The following is an 18,588-nucleotide window of genomic DNA, read 5'->3' on the forward strand; positions in this document are numbered from 1 at the left end:
TCAGAGGTCAATCGCAACTTTCGTAGCGACTGCAACTTGATAGAGGATCTGCGTGATGCTGGTGGCCAGCTGCAGGTTCTTGGTCGGCGGTTCCGGCAGTACCAGAATCTGATCACCCGAGCGCAGCTCGACTTCTTCAGCGCGACGCACGGCGCCGTTCTGACGCACAACGAGAATCTGGTCTTCATCCGCGTGCTGCGTGAAGCCACCGGCGCTGTTGATGTAATCCATCACCGTCATGCCCTGGGTGTAGACCATGGCCTGGGGCACCACGACTTCGCCGCTGATCAACAGGGAGTCGCTGATTTCCGGGATGGTGATGACATCGCCATCCTGCAGACGCACATCGGCGATGTTGCCGTCTTCACGCGCCACGACCAGTCGTCCAGTCGGTTCTTCCTTCTTCGCCTGCTCGACGAACTTCTCGATCATCTCGGCTTCCTGGACACGAAGCTCGGATTCTTCGGTGGTCGATGAAGACGCGCCGAGATAGGTGGCCTGAAGACGCTTGAGACTGTCCTGCAGTGCCTGCGCCTGCTGTTCCTTGACGCTCTCACGACGAATGGAAACGCTCTGGTAATCGGTCAGCCCTTTCGGCACCCCGACGGCATTGAGCAATTCCCCAAGGTGGGCATCGCGCGGCAGTGCATAACGTGACGGGCCATAGAAGCTGCCTTCCAGCTGCACGACGATGGTCTCGTCACGCTGGTCGGCACTGAACAGCACTTCATCACCAGCGCGCACGTCAGCAGCGCGGAATTCCGTCACCGGCAGATAGCGCGAGACGGGGCCGTCCGGACGAGAGCCCCGCAGCAGCACGTGAGAGACACCCGACTTGAGACGCGCCAGGTTCAGGACGTCTTCGCCACTCAGACGCGAGTCGGTGAGCTCATAGCGGTAATCACGCTCGACATCCCCGACCACGCTGATCGCCGGGCCACGTTCCTCGACGACGACGGTATCGCCATCGCGGAACTGCGGACGAGCGATCTCGCCGTTGATCAGGAAGTCATAGAGATCGACCGTATTGATGACGCGGCCATTGCGCTTGATCTTGATCTTGCGGTAGCTGCCCAGTGCCTGGTCGATGCCGCCGGCCTGATCAAGGAAATAGAGCATGGAATCATTCGGGGTCCCGGCGTAGCGTCCCGGATTCTTGACATACCCGGTGACGAAGACGCCCACCGGCTGCACGCCCTGCAGATTGGTGTAGACGCTGACGTTCTCGGGATACACCTCTTGAATGGCGCTGCGTACCTTGCCATCCAGCTGGGCATTGGTGGTGCCCTGCACCTTCACCGGACCGATGCCCGGCAGGAAGATGTTGCCCTGCGCATCGACAGGCAGCACGGACTCCATCTCGACCCCACCCCAGACACGCAGAGTGATCTGGTCACCCGGCTTGATGGTGTAGCTGCTGTTGAGGCCATCGGCCATCATGCCGCGGAAACCACCGGTAAAGAGGTTTTCGCCGAACGGCGGCAGGGAATCAGGGTCGGTCTGCGCACGGGAGGTCAGCGGCCCGTAGGTTCCGCTACGCCAATCGGCACGCGCCTTGTCTTCTACACTGTCCGTCTTTTGCGGGATGCTGGAGGCCTGGTCATTGCTGGACAGGATGGAGCCACTGTCCAGGCCGGCTGCCATGGCAGGGCTGGCGTTCAGGCACGCTACCGCCACCAGGCACCCGGCCCGGAGCAAGAATCTGGAAATCGTCATCGGGCTAGGCCCCTCGTAGTGCAAAGAAAATTGTGCAAAAAATAGTGCAGTGTCGGTCAGGGGTGACAGTGCCGGCCACACCAGCCTGCCTCCTGCAGTAGTCGCTTCGCGCTGATCCCGGTATGGGCCTTTCAGCGAGAAGTTGTTGAGAAACTCCTCAGCGGGCTTCTTCCAGCAGGCCAGTCACCAACCGCTGAGTCACCCAGGTGCCCTCGCCGGCCTTGCCGTCATTGCTGGTACGGCACGACAGTTCCTTGCTGGGTAGATCACGCTGATTAGAGACCGTCAGCTCGCGACAGATACGTCCGCTGGCTGCGAAATAGCGCTCATGGGCGACTACTTCGACATTGCTGCCCCAGGGGCTGGTCGGCACGGCAATCACGCTGCCAGGGGCGGCGCTGTCGAGAAATGACGAGACATCCGCCGGCAGCGACGCAGCGCCGGTCAAATTGGCCAGGTTGGTACTGCCGGCACCGGTGGATTCCGGATAGGAGGTCGCGCATCCCGAAATAGCCAAGGCAAGTCCTGCTGCACAGGCCAAGCGAACAATACGGACTGAAGCCTGACGATAAAATTTCTGGTTCATGAAAGTGTCCTGATGCTGCAAAGGGCCGCATAAGCTAGTAGAACCGGGTTCCACACGGTTCGCTGTGCGGCAAGAAGGTTCATACGCCTCAAAATAAGCATGGCTGCAAGCAGCAACCGATTCATGTGGAGGGGGCCCACGTGAGAAACTGGTATTGCCTGTACGTCCGGAGACTGGAGTTTCTGATGGTGCGCATGTCTTCCAGCTCTGCAATGAAATTGACTTGAGGTTGACACGCCGCTGGGTCACTTCGATGACTCCCCCTTGCACCATTTCTGATGATGACTCGGCAGCTAGCACGGCGAGGTGCTAACAACCCACGCCGAGCATCTCGCCTTGAAAGGAGCCAAGCCAGATGGCTTTCTCTTGAGCGACTTTGAAGAGGAAGGCGACACCCATGGGCTATGTCAGCAGTCAGCGGGTGTCGATATAGAGGAAGAGTCCGAACAGCAAGCAGGAAGACAGCCATGGCCAAAGCGTGCCCGAAAGGGGCAAATGCATTGACGCCCTGCAGAATCAACGACACGGCAGTGGCCATCATCAGCCACTCCGCCGGCCAACGATTCCAGACAAGCCCTGCCAACACTCCTACCGTCACCACCAGGGTGATAAAAGCATCCATGTGCTGCGCGATTTCCATCTACTAGCGTTCCCTTGGCGTCCTGCCGCTTCTTCTGGTCAAGCCCTGCGCTTCACGTTCATATGAAGCTCAAGCATTAATGAAAATGCATGGCAGAGCGTTGCACTTTAGCAGCAAAGCTATTACTGCTGAAGCATGCAGTGAAAAAGCTGACAAACAAAATAAAGCACCTGTTAATAATTTGCCTGCTACCAATATCGCGAGCAAAGACTTGATTGAATTCGTTCGTCACTTTGCGTACTTTCCCTATTTGCGGACCCTGAGTCAACGGTCTCCCACGACAGCCTCACCAGTCGTGCTGAGCATCACGAGTAAGCAGTCACTTTTCATATCTGAAACGGACACCCTGCATGCTGAAGGCGGCAATGAATCAAGGATGGGGGCTTCTCATGCGTGCTCTGCCCTGCGCCTCTCACGCTCGGCATGGATCAGCAGATGTCACGAATGACGCGACCTCTGGGGCATCGCTCTGTTTTTCTTCAGGTATTTATCGCCAACCACTTCTTGCTTGCTTCATTCCCGAGTTGCTGCCACTGACAAGAGGGCGTACACCCATTTCATGTCAGAAAAATTACGACTCTCTCGCCTACAAGAATTTATTCTTCGCTGCCGAGCGACGTGCCCCAACAGGTACACTGGGCGGAAAAAATGTAGGAAAAGAACGACATCCAGCAGCGAGCGAGACTGAATCTTTATCAGAGTTCGGGGCATCGGAAGGGCTAAATACCGCGCTAGAATTCGTAGGCCAGAAATCCTCGACAAGCATCGTTCGTGTCGTGGGTTGGGGGCATAAACCTACTGCGAAGCGCGCGCGCCAATATGCGCTTGAGCATGGATTGCCCTACGTCGCATTGGAGGATGGTTTCCTGCGCTCCCTGACCCTGGCAAGCGCCGGTTACCCTGGCATGGCGATGGTGGTCGATCATCAGGGCATCTATTACGATGCGCGCCAACCGAGCGATCTCGAGCAACTGATCAATGAAGCGCCGACGCGTCAGAGTGAGGCGTTGCTGGCGCGCGCGCGCGCGGCTCTCGAAAGCCTGCGCATGCATCGCTTGAGCAAGTACAACCATGCACCAGAGCGCAAGCTCCCTGCCCGAAAGCCTGGCATGCAGCGACTTCTCATCGTGGATCAGACCGCCGAGGATGCGTCTGTCGTGGGTGGCATGGCCAGCCCGGAGACTTTCCTTGCCATGCTGAGGGAGGCCTGTGCCATCGAGGGAACCGAGGTGTGGGTCAAGGTGCATCCGGATGTGATCGCTGGCAAGAAGCGCGGCTATCTACTGGAGGAGGCGCGCAAGCTTGGCTGCACGCTGCTGAGTGACGACATCAACCCCTGGAGCCTGTTCGAACAGGTCGATGGCGTCCATGTCGTGACCAGCCAGCTTGGATTCGAGGCCCTCATAGCAGGCCTGCCGGTGACCTGCCACGGCATGCCGTTCTATGCCGGCTGGGGTCTGACGGATGATCGGCAGCAATGTCCGCGCCGAGGGCAGTCACGCACGCTTGAACAGGTGTTTGCCGCGGCCTATCTCGAATACAGCCGCTATGCCAACCCCTATACCCAGCAGGTCGCGACGCTCGAAGAGATCATCCAGCTGCTTGCAGACCAGAAGCGAATGGCTACCAGACTTGCCGGGCGCTGGCAGGGGCTCGAGTTTTCTGGCTGGAAGCAGAAGTTCATCGGTTATTTCCTTGGCCCCTGGTCTCAGCTGCGTTTCGAGAAGAAGCCTGAACGCGCGCTGCAACGTCTTTCTCCGCAGGACACCGGCTCGCCCCCTCAGAGAATATTGAGCTGGGCTGGCCGTACGCCGCCAGAGCGCCAAGCGCAGGTGAGGAAGGCAGGCGGTGAACTCTGGATGATGGAAGATGGCTTTCTGCGCTCAGTCGGCCTGGGTGTCGACCTCACCCGCCCCCTGTCACTGGTGGTTGACGACAAGGCCATGCACTTCGATGCCAGCCGAGCCAGCACGCTAGAAGAGTGGCTGGAGCATCATGAGCCAAGTGATGCAGAGCTGGCCCGTGCACGCCGACTGAGAGAGCGCATCATTTCGCTGGGGTTGAGCAAGTACAACTATCAGGACGACACGCTGCCCGACTTGCGAGAGCTTGCTCAGGGTCGGGAGATTGTCCTTGTGGTGGGCCAGGTGGAATCGGACGCCTCCATTCGCCATGCCTGCCCCGGCATTCGTACCAACCAGGCTTTGCTTGAGGCGGCGCGAGAATTGCATCCTGAAGCTTACGTGATCTACAAGCCGCATCCTGACGTTGTATCAGGAGGCCGTGTGGGAGAAGTGTCGCAAACGCCCGGCACCTATGACCTCGAGCTTTCAAAGGGCAATATCAGCGATCTGTTCACACAGATCGACCGCCTGCATACGCTGTGCTCGTTGGCCGGCTTTGAAGCCCTGATACGAGGAGTGCCCGTCACGACCCATGGCCTGCCCTTCTATGCCGGTTGGGGGTTGACTAATGACCAAATCGACTGTCCAAGACGGACGCGCATCTTGAGCGTGGATGCCCTTGTCGCTGGTGCGCTGATCGAATATCCGATCTACGTGGATCCCGATCGGGGGGACTTATGCAATGCCGAAACAGTCGTCACAATACTTGAACGCCAACGAAGCATGCTCAGGAATGGCACCATGCGACTTTCATTACCCTGGAAAACCCGGCTATATCGCGGCTATCGAGCATTGTTCATCGGGAAGCACTGACTCATGGAACATGGACGTCTGACACCAACCCTCAGCCTCACGCCACCAACCGGTGCCGACATGCCTGTCAGCGCAAGGCTTGGGCAGGCGTTGGAGCGGATCATGGGCGATGGCGCTCTTGCAAAGCTGTCTGATGATGCCGTCTTGACGCCCCCGCTGAGTCAGCCTTCAGCCCCTCTCATCAGCGATGGCTGGGCAGCATCGAAGGCACCCGATATCCAGCTGCGCCCCCGTGAGGGGGGACGCCGGCGCGTCTTCATGTTGCTGCAGGGGGTGTGCTCGCCTTTCTTCCTGCAGCTGGCGAAAAAGCTCAAGCAGGGTGGCCATGAGGTCATCAAGGTCAACTTCAACAGCGGCGACAGTTTCTACTGGCGCCACGACAAGGCGTATGCCTATCGCGGCAAGCTTGAGGACCTCGGCGACTGGATCGCCGAACTCTGGCGCAAGCATCACGTCACCGATCAGGTATTGTTCGGCGACCGACGCCCGGTACATCGTGATGCCGTGCTCAAGGCGGAATATCTCGGCATCCGTACCCACGTGTTCGAGGAGGGCTACTTCCGCCCTTACTGGGTGACACTGGAGCGCGAAGGCGTCAATGGCCACTCCCTGCTGCCACGCGACCCTGACTGGTTCCGTGAGGCAGGCAGACATCTCGAAGATGCCCCCACGCCGCAGCGTTTCAAGTCCTCCTTCCGTGAGCGTGCGCGTCATGACATCACCTACCACCTGGCGGGAGCGGCCAATCCGCTGCTGTTCCCGCGCTACCGCCCGCACAGCATTCACGCCGTGCAGGAATATGCGGGCTATGCGACACGACTACCCTTGATGCGCTGGTACAAGCGGCGTGACGCCAAGCGTATCGATCAGCTGATGGGCAGTGGCGCGCCCTACTACATGCTGCCGCTGCAGCTGAATACCGATGCCCAGATACGCCACCATTCGCGCTTCGCCAACATGCAGGAAGTCATCCAGCGAGTGATGAAGAGCTTCGCCCTGAATGCGCCACGCAGTGCACGCCTGGTGATCAAGAACCATCCCCTCGACATGGGTCTGGTGGATTACCCGGGACTGATTCGCTCATTGGAGCGCCGCTACGATCTGATCGGGCGTATCGTCTATCTGGAGAGCGGCAATCTGGAGAAGCTGCTGCAGCAGGCCAAGGGCATGATCACGGTCAACAGCACGACCGGCAACGTGGCGCTGCAGTATCGCTGCCCGACCTTCTGCATGGGCGACCCGATCTTCAACTTGCCGGGCCTAACCTTCCAGGGTTCGCTGCATGATTTCTGGACCCAGGGCCAGCGCCCCGACACCACGCTCTTCCGACATTTCCGCAATACGGTGATTCATACCGTGCAGCTCAATGGCGGCTTCTACTGCAAGCCGGGTATGCAACTGGCCGTGTTGGGCGCCTCCAAGATACTGTGCGCCGAACGCTCGCCGCTGGAGAACATGTTGAGCCGCTGCTGAACATGCGAAAAGACTGCTGGACCACGCAACAACGGTGAGACACGCCAACGATGGCAGCCTCTCTCACCCGACCATAACGAGAAACGCAAGGGAACTGCCGACCTTCGGTGTCGGGATTCAAGGAGACCAAAGATGACGGCCATGCCCCCCCAGCAGCCAGAGCCTACCGACGCTGAACGCGCCGCTGGCACTCACCGAGCGGATAACCGACCTGCAGAGAGCGACGCCAGTGCGAAAGCCGCGCAGGATGCCAGCCGCCTGCGGCGCGTCCTGATCACCGGTGCCACGGGCGAGATAGGCGGCGCCCTGGCGCGCGCCTACGCCGAGACGGGCACCACGCTGATTCTCACCGGCCGCAAGCAGCGCAAGCTCGATGCGATCGCCAACGACTGCCGCAAGCTGGGCGCCGAGGTGGAATGCACGGTACTCAACCTGTGTGATGAAGAGACCCTGTTCACCTGGCTGGATGAAGTCTGCGCGCGTGGCGTGCCGGACATCGCCATCGCCAATGCCGGCATGAATACCGATATCGGCCCCCAGGGCAACGGAGAGCGCTGGGAGGATTCACGCCGCCTGCTGCAGACCAACGTGATCGGCACGCTGGGCATGGCTCACCATCTGGCCATGGCGATGAAACAGCGCGGCAGTGGTCAGCTGGTACTGCTCAGCTCCCTGGCGGCCTGGCATGGACTGGCATTGACGCCCAGCTACAGCGGCAGCAAGGCGGCGGTCAAGGCGTATGGCGAAGGCCTGCGCAGCTGGCTCAAACCCCATGGCGTGGGTGTCACCGTCGTCATGCCCGGCTATGTCACCTCGCCGATGTGCGAGGCCATGCCAGGGCCCAAGCCCTTCGAGATACCACCCGAGAAGGCCGCACGCCGCATCCTCAAGGGTGCAGCGCGCAACCGGGCGCGTATCAGCTTCCCCTTCCCGCTCAACTTCGGGTGCTGGTGGTTGAGTGTCCTGCCCGCCGGAATCTCCCAGCGCCTGCTCGGGTGGTTCAATTACACTCATTGATCGGGGCTTGCGTCTTCGTGAGCCTGAACCGTGAGCCGGGCCGTCATGAGCAGCAGGCGATGACTCAGCTTTTTCCATTGTCATGACAATGAGTTAGCGTAATACCCCAGCACCTGCCACTGGAGTACATCGTGCAGGATCGATTAAGGAAGACAGTGGCGGGAACGCCATAGCGTCAGTTGAATACGCTGGAACGATCAGGATCTGGACACCAGAGCGCCTGAAAATACTGCGGCGAGGGGCCGACTTGTCACTCCCCTCGTCGCCATGGATCTTGATCAGGGTCGAGTACTCGACCGGACACTACACAGCCCCTGCGACGGCAGAGGCTAACGAGGTCGGCATTACATGGAGTTTGTCATTGCGTTTGTGTCTTTCATGGCCGGGCCACTGCTGGTCGGCCTCGGGTTGACGCTGGGGCTTGAGCATCTGCTGCTGAAACAGATGACGACACCGCCAGCCGCATTCTGGCGTCGCCCCGTCAGCGCCAGGCTGGCACATGTCGGGTACTGGTGCGCCAGCTGGTCACTGTGCACCTTGATCACCCAGCGCCCCTGGTTCTCGCTGATCGTCGTCAATGCGCTATGGCTGGTGGTGCTGCAGGTCAGCCACACCAAGTACGTGTCGCTGCGCGAACCCTTCCTCAGCCAGGACTTCGAGTACTTCACCGACGCCATCAAGCATCCGCGCCTGTACATCCCCTTCTTCGGCATCGGGCTGACCATCGCCGCGACCACGGCCGGGGCGCTGGCGATCGGTCTGGGACTCTGGCTCGAGCCCGCGCTGGGCTTCTCCGCCGCCTACTCAGGCAATGCCGCTGTGTGGCTGGTGCCGTTGATCAGCGCACTGCTCGGCGCGAGCCTCCTGGTCTACGCCCTGGGCAACCGTCTGGCCAGCAAGGTAATGCTGGTCCCCGAGTTCGACCTCAGCGAGCTGGGCATGGTGGCCTACCTGCTGTCCTATGCGCGGCTGGCGCGTCGCCCGCTGACGCCGCTGCGCAACCCCTTGGAGGAGGCACAGCGCGAACTCGACGCCACCTTGCGCGAACTCGATGACGAGGCCGCCACCAAGGCACTGCCCCATGTGGTCAGCGTGCAGAGCGAATCATTCTTCGATGCCCGCCGCGTCTATCCCCGGGTACGTGACGACCTGCTGCCGAACCTGGACCGCTGCCACTTCACCGCCTTGGCCCAGGGCCTGCCATGTGGTCGCTTGGCCGTGCCGGCGTGGGGCGCCAATACCGTGCGCACCGAGACCGCCTTCCTGACGGGGCTGACCGCCGAGGAGCTCGGCGTGCACCAGTTCAATCCCTACCATCAGTTGGCGCGTCGCGCCGTGCCCAATCTGGCCGCCAGCTACAAGGCAATGGGCTATCGCACGCTGTGCATCCACCCCTACCCGGGCACCTTCTACCTGCGCAATCAGGTGCTGAAACAGCTCGGTTTCGATGAATTCCTCGACATCGCCCACTTCAGCGATGCCGACAGGAGTGGCCAGTACATCAGTGATGCCGCCGTGGCCGCCAAGGTGGAAGACTGCCTGCTGGAAGCCGGCGACACGCCGTTGTTCATCCAGGTGATCACCATGGAGAATCACGGCCCGCTGCACCTGGAAACCTTCGACAGTGCACGTCTGGCGGAGTGGTACGACGGAGACCTGCCGGAGAACTGTCAGGAACTGGGCATCTATCTGCGTCATCTGGTGAATGCCGACGCGATGATCGATCAGCTCACCACCGCGCTGGCGCGACTGCCGCGTGGCGGGCTGCTGTGTTTCTATGGAGACCATGTGCCGATCATGCCCGAGGTCTACACGACCCTGGGCGAGCCCAATGGCGTGACCGACAGCTTCATCTGGTCCAGCGCCCTGCCGGAGTCCGACGACACCGCCCGCCAGACCATGGCGGCCGTGCGCGACAAGGACCCGGAGCTGATGGAGTGGGCCCTCGATTGCGAAGGGCCCTTCAAGACTGACGAGCAATGCCGCAAGGGCGACCCGCGCGTCATCAATATCGATACATTAGGAAGTGCGCTGCTGAAGGCGACCGCGAAACATGCTCGCCACAGTGCCGTGACTCAGAAGTTCAGGAGCTTGTCATGACCCGACGCGTTGCCATCATCGGCGCAGCCAGCCGTTTCCCCGGCACCACTCAGGCCACCCTGTGGGACGACCTCCTGGCCGGCAAGGACATGGTGACCGAAGTCGCCGACGACCGCTGGAGCAAGGAGTCTCTCTCGCACCCGGACAAGAAAGCCCCGGGCATGAGCTACAGCTTCGCCGCAGGTTCACTGGGCGACATCACCGGCTTTGACCCCGCCTTCTTCGGCATCAGCCCGCGCGAAGCCGCCAGCATGGACCCTCAGCAACGCATGCTGCTGGAGATGAGCTGGGAAGCCATCGAGCACGCCGGCATCCCGGCCGAGAAGATGCGCGGCTCACGCTGTGGCGTCTTCATGGGCATCGCGAGCCTGGATTATTCCTATCGCATGGCGGATGACCTGAGCGCCATCGGCCCGAATACCGCGACCGGCAATACCTCCAGCGTGGCCTCCAACCGCCTGTCGTATGCCTTCGACCTGCACGGCCCGAGCCTGTCGCTGGATACCGCCTGCTCTTCTTCGATGGTCGCCTTCCATCAGGCCTGCCAGTCGATCAGAAGCGGCGAGACCGACATGGCGCTGACCGGCGGCATCAGCCTGCACCTGCATCCGTACGGCTTCCTGATCTTCTCCAAGGCCACGATGCTGTCGAAGACCGGCCGCTGTCAGGTATTCGATGAGGCCGGCGACGGCTATGCGCGCTCCGAAGGCGGCGGCGTCTTCCTGCTCAAGGATCTCGATCAGGCCATCGCAGATGGCGATCGCATTCTCGCCGTGGTGGCCTCTTCCGTGGTCAATACCGATGGCTACAAGTCCGGCCTGACCGTGCCCAACCCGGCGGCGCAGATCCAGTTGATGGAACAGGCCTGCGAGCAGGCCGGCATCAGCCCGGACGAGATCGACTACCTCGAGGCCCACGGTACCGGCACCGCAGTCGGTGACCCGCTGGAAACCCGCGCCATCGGTGCCGCCATCGGCCAGAAGCGCTCCAGTCCGCTGCCGATCGGCTCGATCAAGAGCAACATGGGTCACCTGGAAACCGCCTCTGGCGTGGCAGGCCTGGCCAAGGCACTGGGCGTGATCGCGCACCGTGAAGTGCCCGCAACGATCAAGATCCAGCGCCTGAATCCGAAGATTCGTACCGACGAGTGGAATCTGGATATCGTCACTCAGCCGCGCAAGCTCAAGGCGGACGGGCGCCTGGTCGTCGGCGTCAACTCCTTCGGCTTCGGTGGCGCCAATGCCCACGTGCTGCTGGAAAGTGCCCCCGAACAGTCGTTAGCGCAACCGCATACTGAAGGCGAACAGACGCCGCCGCTGCGCCTGAGCGCCCGTTCGCCACAGGCGCTCAAGCAATCCGCGCTGGAGCTGGCAGAGCACCTGCGTGAGCTCGCCGCCCACGACATGGCGCCAAGTCTCTACGATCTCGCCTGGCAGCTGGCCGCTCGTCGCGAGCACCATGTGCATGGCGCCCTGCTCAGCGCGGATACCTTCACCACCTTGCTTGAGGACCTCGACACCCTCGGCAGCGAGGGGGATCTCGGTGACCATCCACGCATCACCCTGGCAGACCGTCTGCCAGCATTGCCGAGCGCCAGCGACAATGGTGCATCGCCACGCCATGGCGCAAAAGTCGTCAGCAGCGTGCAGCAAGAGCGCGGCCCGGTGTTCGTGTATTCCGGCAATGGCTGCCAGTGGGCCGGCATGGGGCGTACCCTGCTGGAAGAATCCGCCAGCGTGCGCGCCTGTCTCGAGCGCCTCGATGTCGCCTTCCGCGACTTCAATGGCTTCGAGCTGCTCAAGGAGCTGGACGGCAGCCTGAGCGAGAAAGGCGAGAACCGCCTGGACGCCACCGAGATCGCCCAGCCGACGCTGTTCGCGCTGCAGGTCGCGATCACCGAATGGCTGATCGAACGCGGTATCCGCCCCGCTGCCGTCACCGGCCACAGTGTCGGCGAAGTCGCTGCCGCCTGGGCCAGTGGCGCGCTGACGCTCGAACAGGCCACCCGCGTCATCTTCCAGCGCAGCTACCACCAGGGGCGCACCCGGGGCACCGGCGCGATGATGGCCGTCGGCCTCGGCGAGTGTGAAATGCGCGAGTGGCTGGAGCAGCCGCAATGGGCGTCGCTGTCACTGGCTGGCATCAATGGCCCGCGCGGCACCACCCTGGCCGGCGAGCGTGAGCTGCTGGAAGCACTGAGCAAGGAGCTCTCCGCCCAAGGCACCTTCGCACGGGTACTGGGGCTGGATTACGCCTTCCACAGCCCGGCGATGGACCCGATCAAGCCCGGCCTGCTCGAATCCCTCGACGGCCTGACGCCCCGCGCCACCCATACCCCGTTCATCTCCACCGTCACCGGCAGCGTCATTGCCGGCGAGCAGCTGGATGCACGCTACTGGTGGGAGAACATCCGGCAGCCGGTCATGTTCGAGGCCGCCGTCACGTCGCTGGTCAACTGGCACTCCGAGGCGGAGGAGAACGCTGCCCTCGGCCGCCATCGCCTGCTGGTCGAGATCGGCGCACACCCGATCCTGCGCAGCTACCTGAACGACATCCTCAAGGCGCGCAGTGACGAGGCGCCCGCCGGCCAGGTGCTCGCCAGTCTCGACCGTCGCCATGCCGGGCTAGATGCCCTGGAGCATCTGCGCGGTCGCGTGCTGCTTTCCGGCGCCGTCGACATCACCGGCCTGTTCCCGGTCGCCGGTCAGTTCGTCGAGCTGCCAAGCTACCCGTGGCAACGCATCCCGTGCTGGATCCAGACCACCAGCGAAAGCCAGCGTCTGCTGGATCGTCATTACGTGCACCCGCTGCTCGGTTATCGTCTCGCTCAGCAACGCCTGACCTGGGAAGCCCAGCTCGACACCCAGAAGGTCGCGTGGCTGGCCGACCACCAGGTCGGCGAGAGCGCCGTCTTCCCGGGGGCCGGCTATCTGGAGCAGTGCCTGGCCGCCGCCCACGAATGGCAGGCCGCCAGCGCCGATGCGGACAGCCTGCCCGACGTGCTGGATCTGGAAGACTTCGAGATTCGCGCCCCGCTGCTGCTCGATGACAGCACCCTGCGCCTGACCCGCCTGTCGCTGGACAGCGCCAATGGCGCAATGCGTCTGGAAAGTCGTGAGACTCGCGCAGAAGATGCCGACAAGTGGAACCTGCACGCCGTGGCGCGCGCCTTCACCGCCACGCGTGGACGTTTGCTGGAGCGAGCCGCCCCGATCATGCCGACTCGCGCCGCCGATTTCGGCCGCGATGAGCACGTGGCGGCTGCCGCACAACTCGGCCTGCATTACGGCCCGCATTTCCGCGCCGCCGAGCAGATCTGGGTCGACGCGGGCAACGACCATCACGCACCGGGCACTGCGCGTCCGCAGGTGCTGGCCCGTTTCTCGCTGACCGAGGAAATGGCCAGCCAGGACGCCGACTTCCACCTGCACCCCGGCGTGCTCGATAGCGCCTTCCAGCTGTTCATTCCGCTGCTGGGGGTGCTCAAGGGCCAGATGGCGGCCAGCAATGGTATGGCCTTCGTGCCGGTGCGCGTCGGTCGCCTGCAGGTGCGTGAGCAGGTACGCGCCTCGCAGATCGTCACCGCACGCGTCGTGCTGCGCTCGCGTGGCCCGCACTCCCTGTGTGCCGACTTCGAGCTGTTCGACGCCGAAGGCCGCGCCGTGGCAGTTGCCGAAGAGGCCCGCTTCCGCGCCGTACGCCTGGGACGTGATGGCACGGCGCATCTGGATTACCTGGATATCGAACTGACTGCCGCACCGCACCCGCTCACTCAGCCGTCCGCACCGGTATTGGATCTCGCAGGCCTGGTGAATGACGCCATGCAGGCGTCAGGGGCTGCCGATGGTGGTGAGGATGGTGATGCGAATGTTGGTGAGAGCGACGCGGCCGCCAGCGCACAGATGCTGATGGCCGACAGCCAATGTTTCCGCGATGAGTTGGAGCCGCTGCTCGACAGCCTGATGCTCGCCAGCGTCCACGAGACTCTGCTGCGTCACGCAGCGCCGGGCGACCCGGAGCTTGCCCACCTGGATCACGAGGCACTGTCGCGCTGGCAGCGCCGTTGTCCGTTGTTCAGCCGTGCCCTGCTCGACTGGGCCGAGTCACAAGGCCTGACGGAAGCACTCGACAACGGCGACTGGCAGATCAACTCGCTGGATCTGCCCGCCGCCAATGACATCTGGCAGCTGCTGGTACGCGACTACCCGGGCCAGTTCCCGCTGACGCATGCCGCCGGTCGCCTGCACCTGCATCTGGATGAATGGCTCAATCGCGGCATGCCGTTGGACGGGACTCAGTCAGAAGGGACTCAGCTGGACGGCACCGCTGATGAAGCGGTGGCAGATCGCGAGGCGCTGCTCTCGACGGACGCCAGTGCCGCACTGGAGCATCTGCGCCAGCCGCTGATCCCGACGCTGCTCAAGACGGCGGTCGGCAATGCCGGCTGGCAGTGGTTGAGCGCACAGCTCGATCAACGCATCAGCAGCGCGCTTGCCACTCTGCCTGCCGGCCAGCGCCTCGATGTGCTGGAACTGGGGGCCGGCGGCCCCTGGCTGGGCCAGCGTCTCGCGACACTGCGCGAGGCGGATGCACGCAACGGTCGCTACGCGGCGCTGGATTACCGCTTCGTGGCCGCCAGTGCCGGCGCCCTCAGTGAAGCCAATCGCCTGCAGGATGACTTGCCGCTGATCGACGTGATCGCGGGCGAGTCCTTCGAGGACACCGCCACGCCCCGCAAGGCTCAGCTCGCCATCGTGCATCTGGACTTCGAGGCACCGTCACAGGCGCGCGAGCTGCTGACAGCACTGATCGCCTGTCTGGCCCCCGGCGCGCAGCTGCTGCTGTGTGGCTGTGAACCGGCGGCCTGGGCCGGGCCGATTCTGGCCCTCGATGATGGTAAGCAGCTGCGCAGTCATCCGGGCATCGCGCAATGGCAGCGTCTCTTGACCCAGCTGGGCCTCGACATCGAGTCACCAGCGCCTGCCAGCGACAGCCTAGCCAGCGATCACCTGGGTACTGAAACATCAGGTGCCTGGTGGCTGTCCGCGACACTTGCCGCTCAGGCACAGCTTGCGGAAGGCCAGACGGCGCCAAGTGGATCAGTTGAAAGCGAAGCAGTGGCAAGCTTAGCCGCAGAAAGCAAAGCTGTAGAAAGCCAAGCCGCCACGCTCTCCATCGCGCTATTGGATTGCCCGCAGGCACCGGCGGATCAAGCACTGCTGACGCGCTTGAGCGACTCACTCGCCGCGCCTGGTCATCAGGTCAGCCATCAGCGCCTGTCAGCCAGCCTGCCTGCGGACGTGTCCGCATTGATCGAGCAGCTTGGCGACGTTGATCACCTGATCGCGCTGCCCAGTGCTGCGGCGACAGCTGAGCAGAATGGTGCGGATCACACCAATGCTCTCCAGTGCGCACGCCAACAACTGCTGACGCAAGTCGCCCAGGCCTTTGACAGCGCCCAGGAGCAGGACGACAGCCGCGTGGCCCCGACCCTGTGGGTGCTGACACATGACGTGGCGACGCTGTGGCAGACAGATGGCGCCCCCGCGGCGACCCCGCCGGCGGATGCCGCCAGCTGGGGCTTTGCGCGCAGTCTGGCCAACGAGAGCCAGTCGCTGGCCATTCGCCTGCTGGATACGCCGACGCTGGAGCACGACGCCGTCAGCATGCCGGCCTTGATGGGCGCGCTGGTACAGGAACTCGAAGCGCCGGATCACGAGCAGGAAGTGGTGCTGAATGCTACTGGCGCGCGCTTCGCGACACGCCTGCGTCAGGTAGCAGCGCCTCAGCAGGCCGCTGGTGGCGAGAGTGCCCGCTTGCAGATCTCAGGCTCGCAGACATCAGCCTCTAAAGCCCCAGGCACCCAGCGCCACGGCGTCAGCCTCGGCTTCAGCCAGCCCGGCCAATTGCGCAATCTGGAATGGCAGCCACGCATTCTGCCCGCCGTGGCAGCCGGCGAAGTCGAAGTGCGTGTCGAGGCGACCGGCCTCAACTTCCGCGATGTCATGTACACCCTCGGCCTGCTGTCGGATGAGGCCATCGAACACGGCTTCTCCGGCCCGAGCCTGGGACTCGAGTTCTCGGGCATCGTCACTCAGGCCGGTACCAATGCCGAATTCAAGGTCGGTGAGCGCGTGGTCGGCTTCGGCCCGGCCAGCTTCTCCGACCGTCTGGTGATCGCCGACACGGCGCTGGCCCATGTGCCCCACGGCGTCAGCCTGGAAGCCGCGGCGACCATCCCGACCACCTTCTTCACCGTCTACTACGCGCTCAAGCATCTGGCACGGTTGGAAGAAGGCGAGAAGGTACTGATTCACGGCGCCGCCGGCGGCGTGGGCATCGCGGCATTGCAGATCGCCGAATGGCTGGGCGCCGAGGTGTTCGCCACCGTCGGCTCGCCGGCCAAGCGCGACTTCCTTGCGCTGATGGGCATCACCAACGTCTATGACTCGCGCAGCCATGGCTTCGCCGAGGATATCCTGGCCGATCTCGCCGCACGTCAGCAGCGTGACCCATCCGTCGATGCGCGTGGTGTCGATGTGGTGCTCAACTCGCTGGCCGGTGAAGCCATCGCCCAGAACCTGCGCGTGCTCAAGCCGTTCGGGCGCTTCTGTGAGCTGGGCAAGCGCGACTTCTACGAGAACACCCCGATGGGGCTGCGTCCGTTCCGCAATAACCTCAGCTACTTCGGCATCGATTCCGATCAGCTGATGAAGGAATGCCCGGGCCTGACCACGCGCCTGTTCCGCGAGATGATGGCGCTGTTCGAGGACGGTACCCTGGCGCCGCTGCCCTACACCACCTTCGATGCCAGTCAGGTGGTCGAGGCCTTCCGCTACATGCAGCAGGCCCGCCAGATCGGCAAGGTCGTCGTCACTCAGCGCGTCGCCGAACACGCCGCTGAACAGACAGCCAGTGCAGTGTCCCATCAACACGACGCGCAAGCGGCCAAGGGAAAGACACTGACATTCGACCCGGCGGGCAGCTATCTGGTCACCGGCGGTCTGGGCGGCTTTGGCCTGCGCAGCGCCGAATGGCTGGCCGCGATGGGCGCGCGTGAACTGGTCCTGCTCGGGCGTTCCGGCGCGGCCAGTGAAGAAGCACAGCAAGGTGTCGCGCGTCTCGAGGCCCAGGGCGTGAACGTGCATGCGCTGGCCTGCGATGTCGCCGATGAGGCCGCGTTATCAAAGGTGTTCGCACGCTTCGGCAAGTCCGCTGACGCCGATGGCATCGCACCGCTCAAGGGCATCATTCATGCCGCCGCGGTAATCGATGATGCACTGATTCGCCATCTCGATGCCGAGGGTATCCAGCGTGTGATGACGCCGAAGCTGGAAGGTGCACGCCTGCTGGATCACCTGAGTGCCGAGCATGCGCTTGACTTCTTCGTGCTCTACTCCTCGGCTACCACCCTGTTCGGCAACCCGGGACAGAGCGTCTACGTGGCGGCCAACCACTGGCTGGAGGGGCTTGCCGCCCACCGTCGTGCACGTGGCCTGCCCGCCACCTGCGCACGCTGGGGCGCGATCGAGGATGCCGGCTTCCTGGCACGCAACGAGAAGACGCGCGAAGCACTCAAGAATCGCCTCGGTGGCGATGCGCTGATGGCAGACCATGCCCTGGCCTGTCTCGGCAAGATGATCAGCGCGGATCAACAGGCCCAAGCACTCGGCCTGCCAGGTCGCTCACTGGGCGTGCTAGAACTGGACTGGGGCGCGCTTGCACGCTTCCTACCAACCGCCGCTACACCCCGCTTTGAGGAAATCGCGCGTCGCGCCGGTGAGGATGACTCCAGTCAGGCACAGCAAGATGATATCGCCGCGATACTGGCAGGGCTTACAGGTGAGGCGCTTCAGACGGCCATCGTTGAGATACTCAAAGGCGAGCTGAGCAAGATTCTACTGATCGATGACACGGCCATTGACATCAATAAGAGCGTCTATGATATGGGCTTCGATTCACTGATGGGGGTGGAGCTGATGACGGCAGTCGAGGTGCGTCTGGGGATCAGCATTCCGGTGATGATGATCAGTGAAGCCGCCACCCTGTGGCGTCTCGCGGAGCGCCTGATGCACAAGATGTCAAATACCGACGGCGAGGATGCCGAAATCAGCTCGGAAGACCAGGCCATGGCGCAGCTGGTGAAGCAACATGGCAGTGAAGCAGCCACAGCGACTTCTAAACGCGGTGAGATGGTCAGCAAGTAACGCGTAATACTAGATGATCATCCAATCCTGAAATTAGTTGATACTTTTGGAACTCAAACGAGCACAATTTTGCATCGGTCGTTTGAGTTCCAAATCCATTTGAGGCTGAATTTGTAGATAGCACTCGCTCGT

Annotated in this window: 7 protein-coding genes; 5 read left to right on the forward strand and 2 right to left on the reverse strand. The window is 62.5% G+C overall.

Annotated features, from left to right (window positions below):
• Both AC5WNI_RS10330 and AC5WNI_RS10335 read right to left on the reverse strand, forming a co-directional pair.
• The gene (locus tag AC5WNI_RS10330; RefSeq protein ID WP_317292107.1) at positions 1-1,644 is read right to left on the reverse strand and encodes a polysaccharide biosynthesis/export family protein; all 1,644 of its coding nucleotides are present in this window, start codon (positions 1,642-1,644) and stop codon (positions 1-3) included.
• A gap of 229 nt (positions 1,645-1,873) precedes the next feature.
• On the reverse strand, positions 1,874-2,233 hold the full coding sequence (locus AC5WNI_RS10335) for an RT0821/Lpp0805 family surface protein (RefSeq protein WP_288388067.1): 360 nt from the start codon (positions 2,231-2,233) through the stop codon (positions 1,874-1,876).
• Positions 2,234-3,292: 1,059 nt separating this feature from the next.
• On the opposite strand from AC5WNI_RS10335, the gene AC5WNI_RS10340 reads away from it, so the two are divergent.
• From AC5WNI_RS10340 to AC5WNI_RS10360, 5 genes are all read left to right on the forward strand, one after another.
• Positions 3,293-5,659, forward strand: coding sequence for a capsule polysaccharide biogenesis protein (locus tag AC5WNI_RS10340; RefSeq protein WP_288388068.1), 2,367 nt, complete (start codon positions 3,293-3,295; stop codon positions 5,657-5,659).
• A 3-nt stretch (positions 5,660-5,662) separates the two neighbouring features.
• Complete coding sequence (locus tag AC5WNI_RS10345; protein ID WP_317292108.1) at positions 5,663-7,132, forward strand: capsule polysaccharide biogenesis protein; 1,470 nt, start codon at positions 5,663-5,665, stop codon at positions 7,130-7,132.
• Between the two features lie 132 nt (positions 7,133-7,264).
• Entirely contained in the window at positions 7,265-8,149 is an 885-nt protein-coding gene (locus tag AC5WNI_RS10350; RefSeq protein ID WP_288388070.1) for an SDR family NAD(P)-dependent oxidoreductase, read from the forward strand.
• A 348-nt stretch (positions 8,150-8,497) separates the two neighbouring features.
• Positions 8,498-10,249: an LTA synthase family protein gene (locus tag AC5WNI_RS10355; protein ID WP_495928396.1), complete on the forward strand. Its 1,752-nt coding sequence runs from the start codon at positions 8,498-8,500 to the stop codon at positions 10,247-10,249.
• Positions 10,246-18,456, forward strand: coding sequence for a type I polyketide synthase (locus AC5WNI_RS10360; RefSeq protein ID WP_495928397.1), 8,211 nt, complete (start codon positions 10,246-10,248; stop codon positions 18,454-18,456). The genes AC5WNI_RS10355 and AC5WNI_RS10360 overlap by 4 nt, the downstream gene beginning before the upstream one ends.
• Positions 18,457-18,588 lie beyond the last annotated feature (132 nt).

This window comes from Cobetia sp. PDI-12MA, assembly GCF_059507695.1.

Excerpts from the sequence above, each read along its gene's own strand:
- AC5WNI_RS10330 (WP_317292107.1), bottom strand. The coding sequence starts at position 1,644 with ATGGCAGCCGGCCTGGACAGTGGCTCCATCCTGTCCAGCAATGACCAG.
- AC5WNI_RS10340 (WP_288388068.1), top strand. The coding sequence starts at position 3,293 with ATGCTGAAGGCGGCAATGAATCAAGGATGGGGGCTTCTCATGCGTGCT.
- AC5WNI_RS10345 (WP_317292108.1), top strand. The coding sequence starts at position 5,663 with ATGGAACATGGACGTCTGACACCAACCCTCAGCCTCACGCCACCAACC.
- AC5WNI_RS10350 (WP_288388070.1), top strand. The coding sequence starts at position 7,265 with ATGACGGCCATGCCCCCCCAGCAGCCAGAGCCTACCGACGCTGAACGC.
- AC5WNI_RS10355 (WP_495928396.1), top strand. The coding sequence starts at position 8,498 with ATGGAGTTTGTCATTGCGTTTGTGTCTTTCATGGCCGGGCCACTGCTG.
- AC5WNI_RS10360 (WP_495928397.1), top strand. The coding sequence starts at position 10,246 with ATGACCCGACGCGTTGCCATCATCGGCGCAGCCAGCCGTTTCCCCGGC.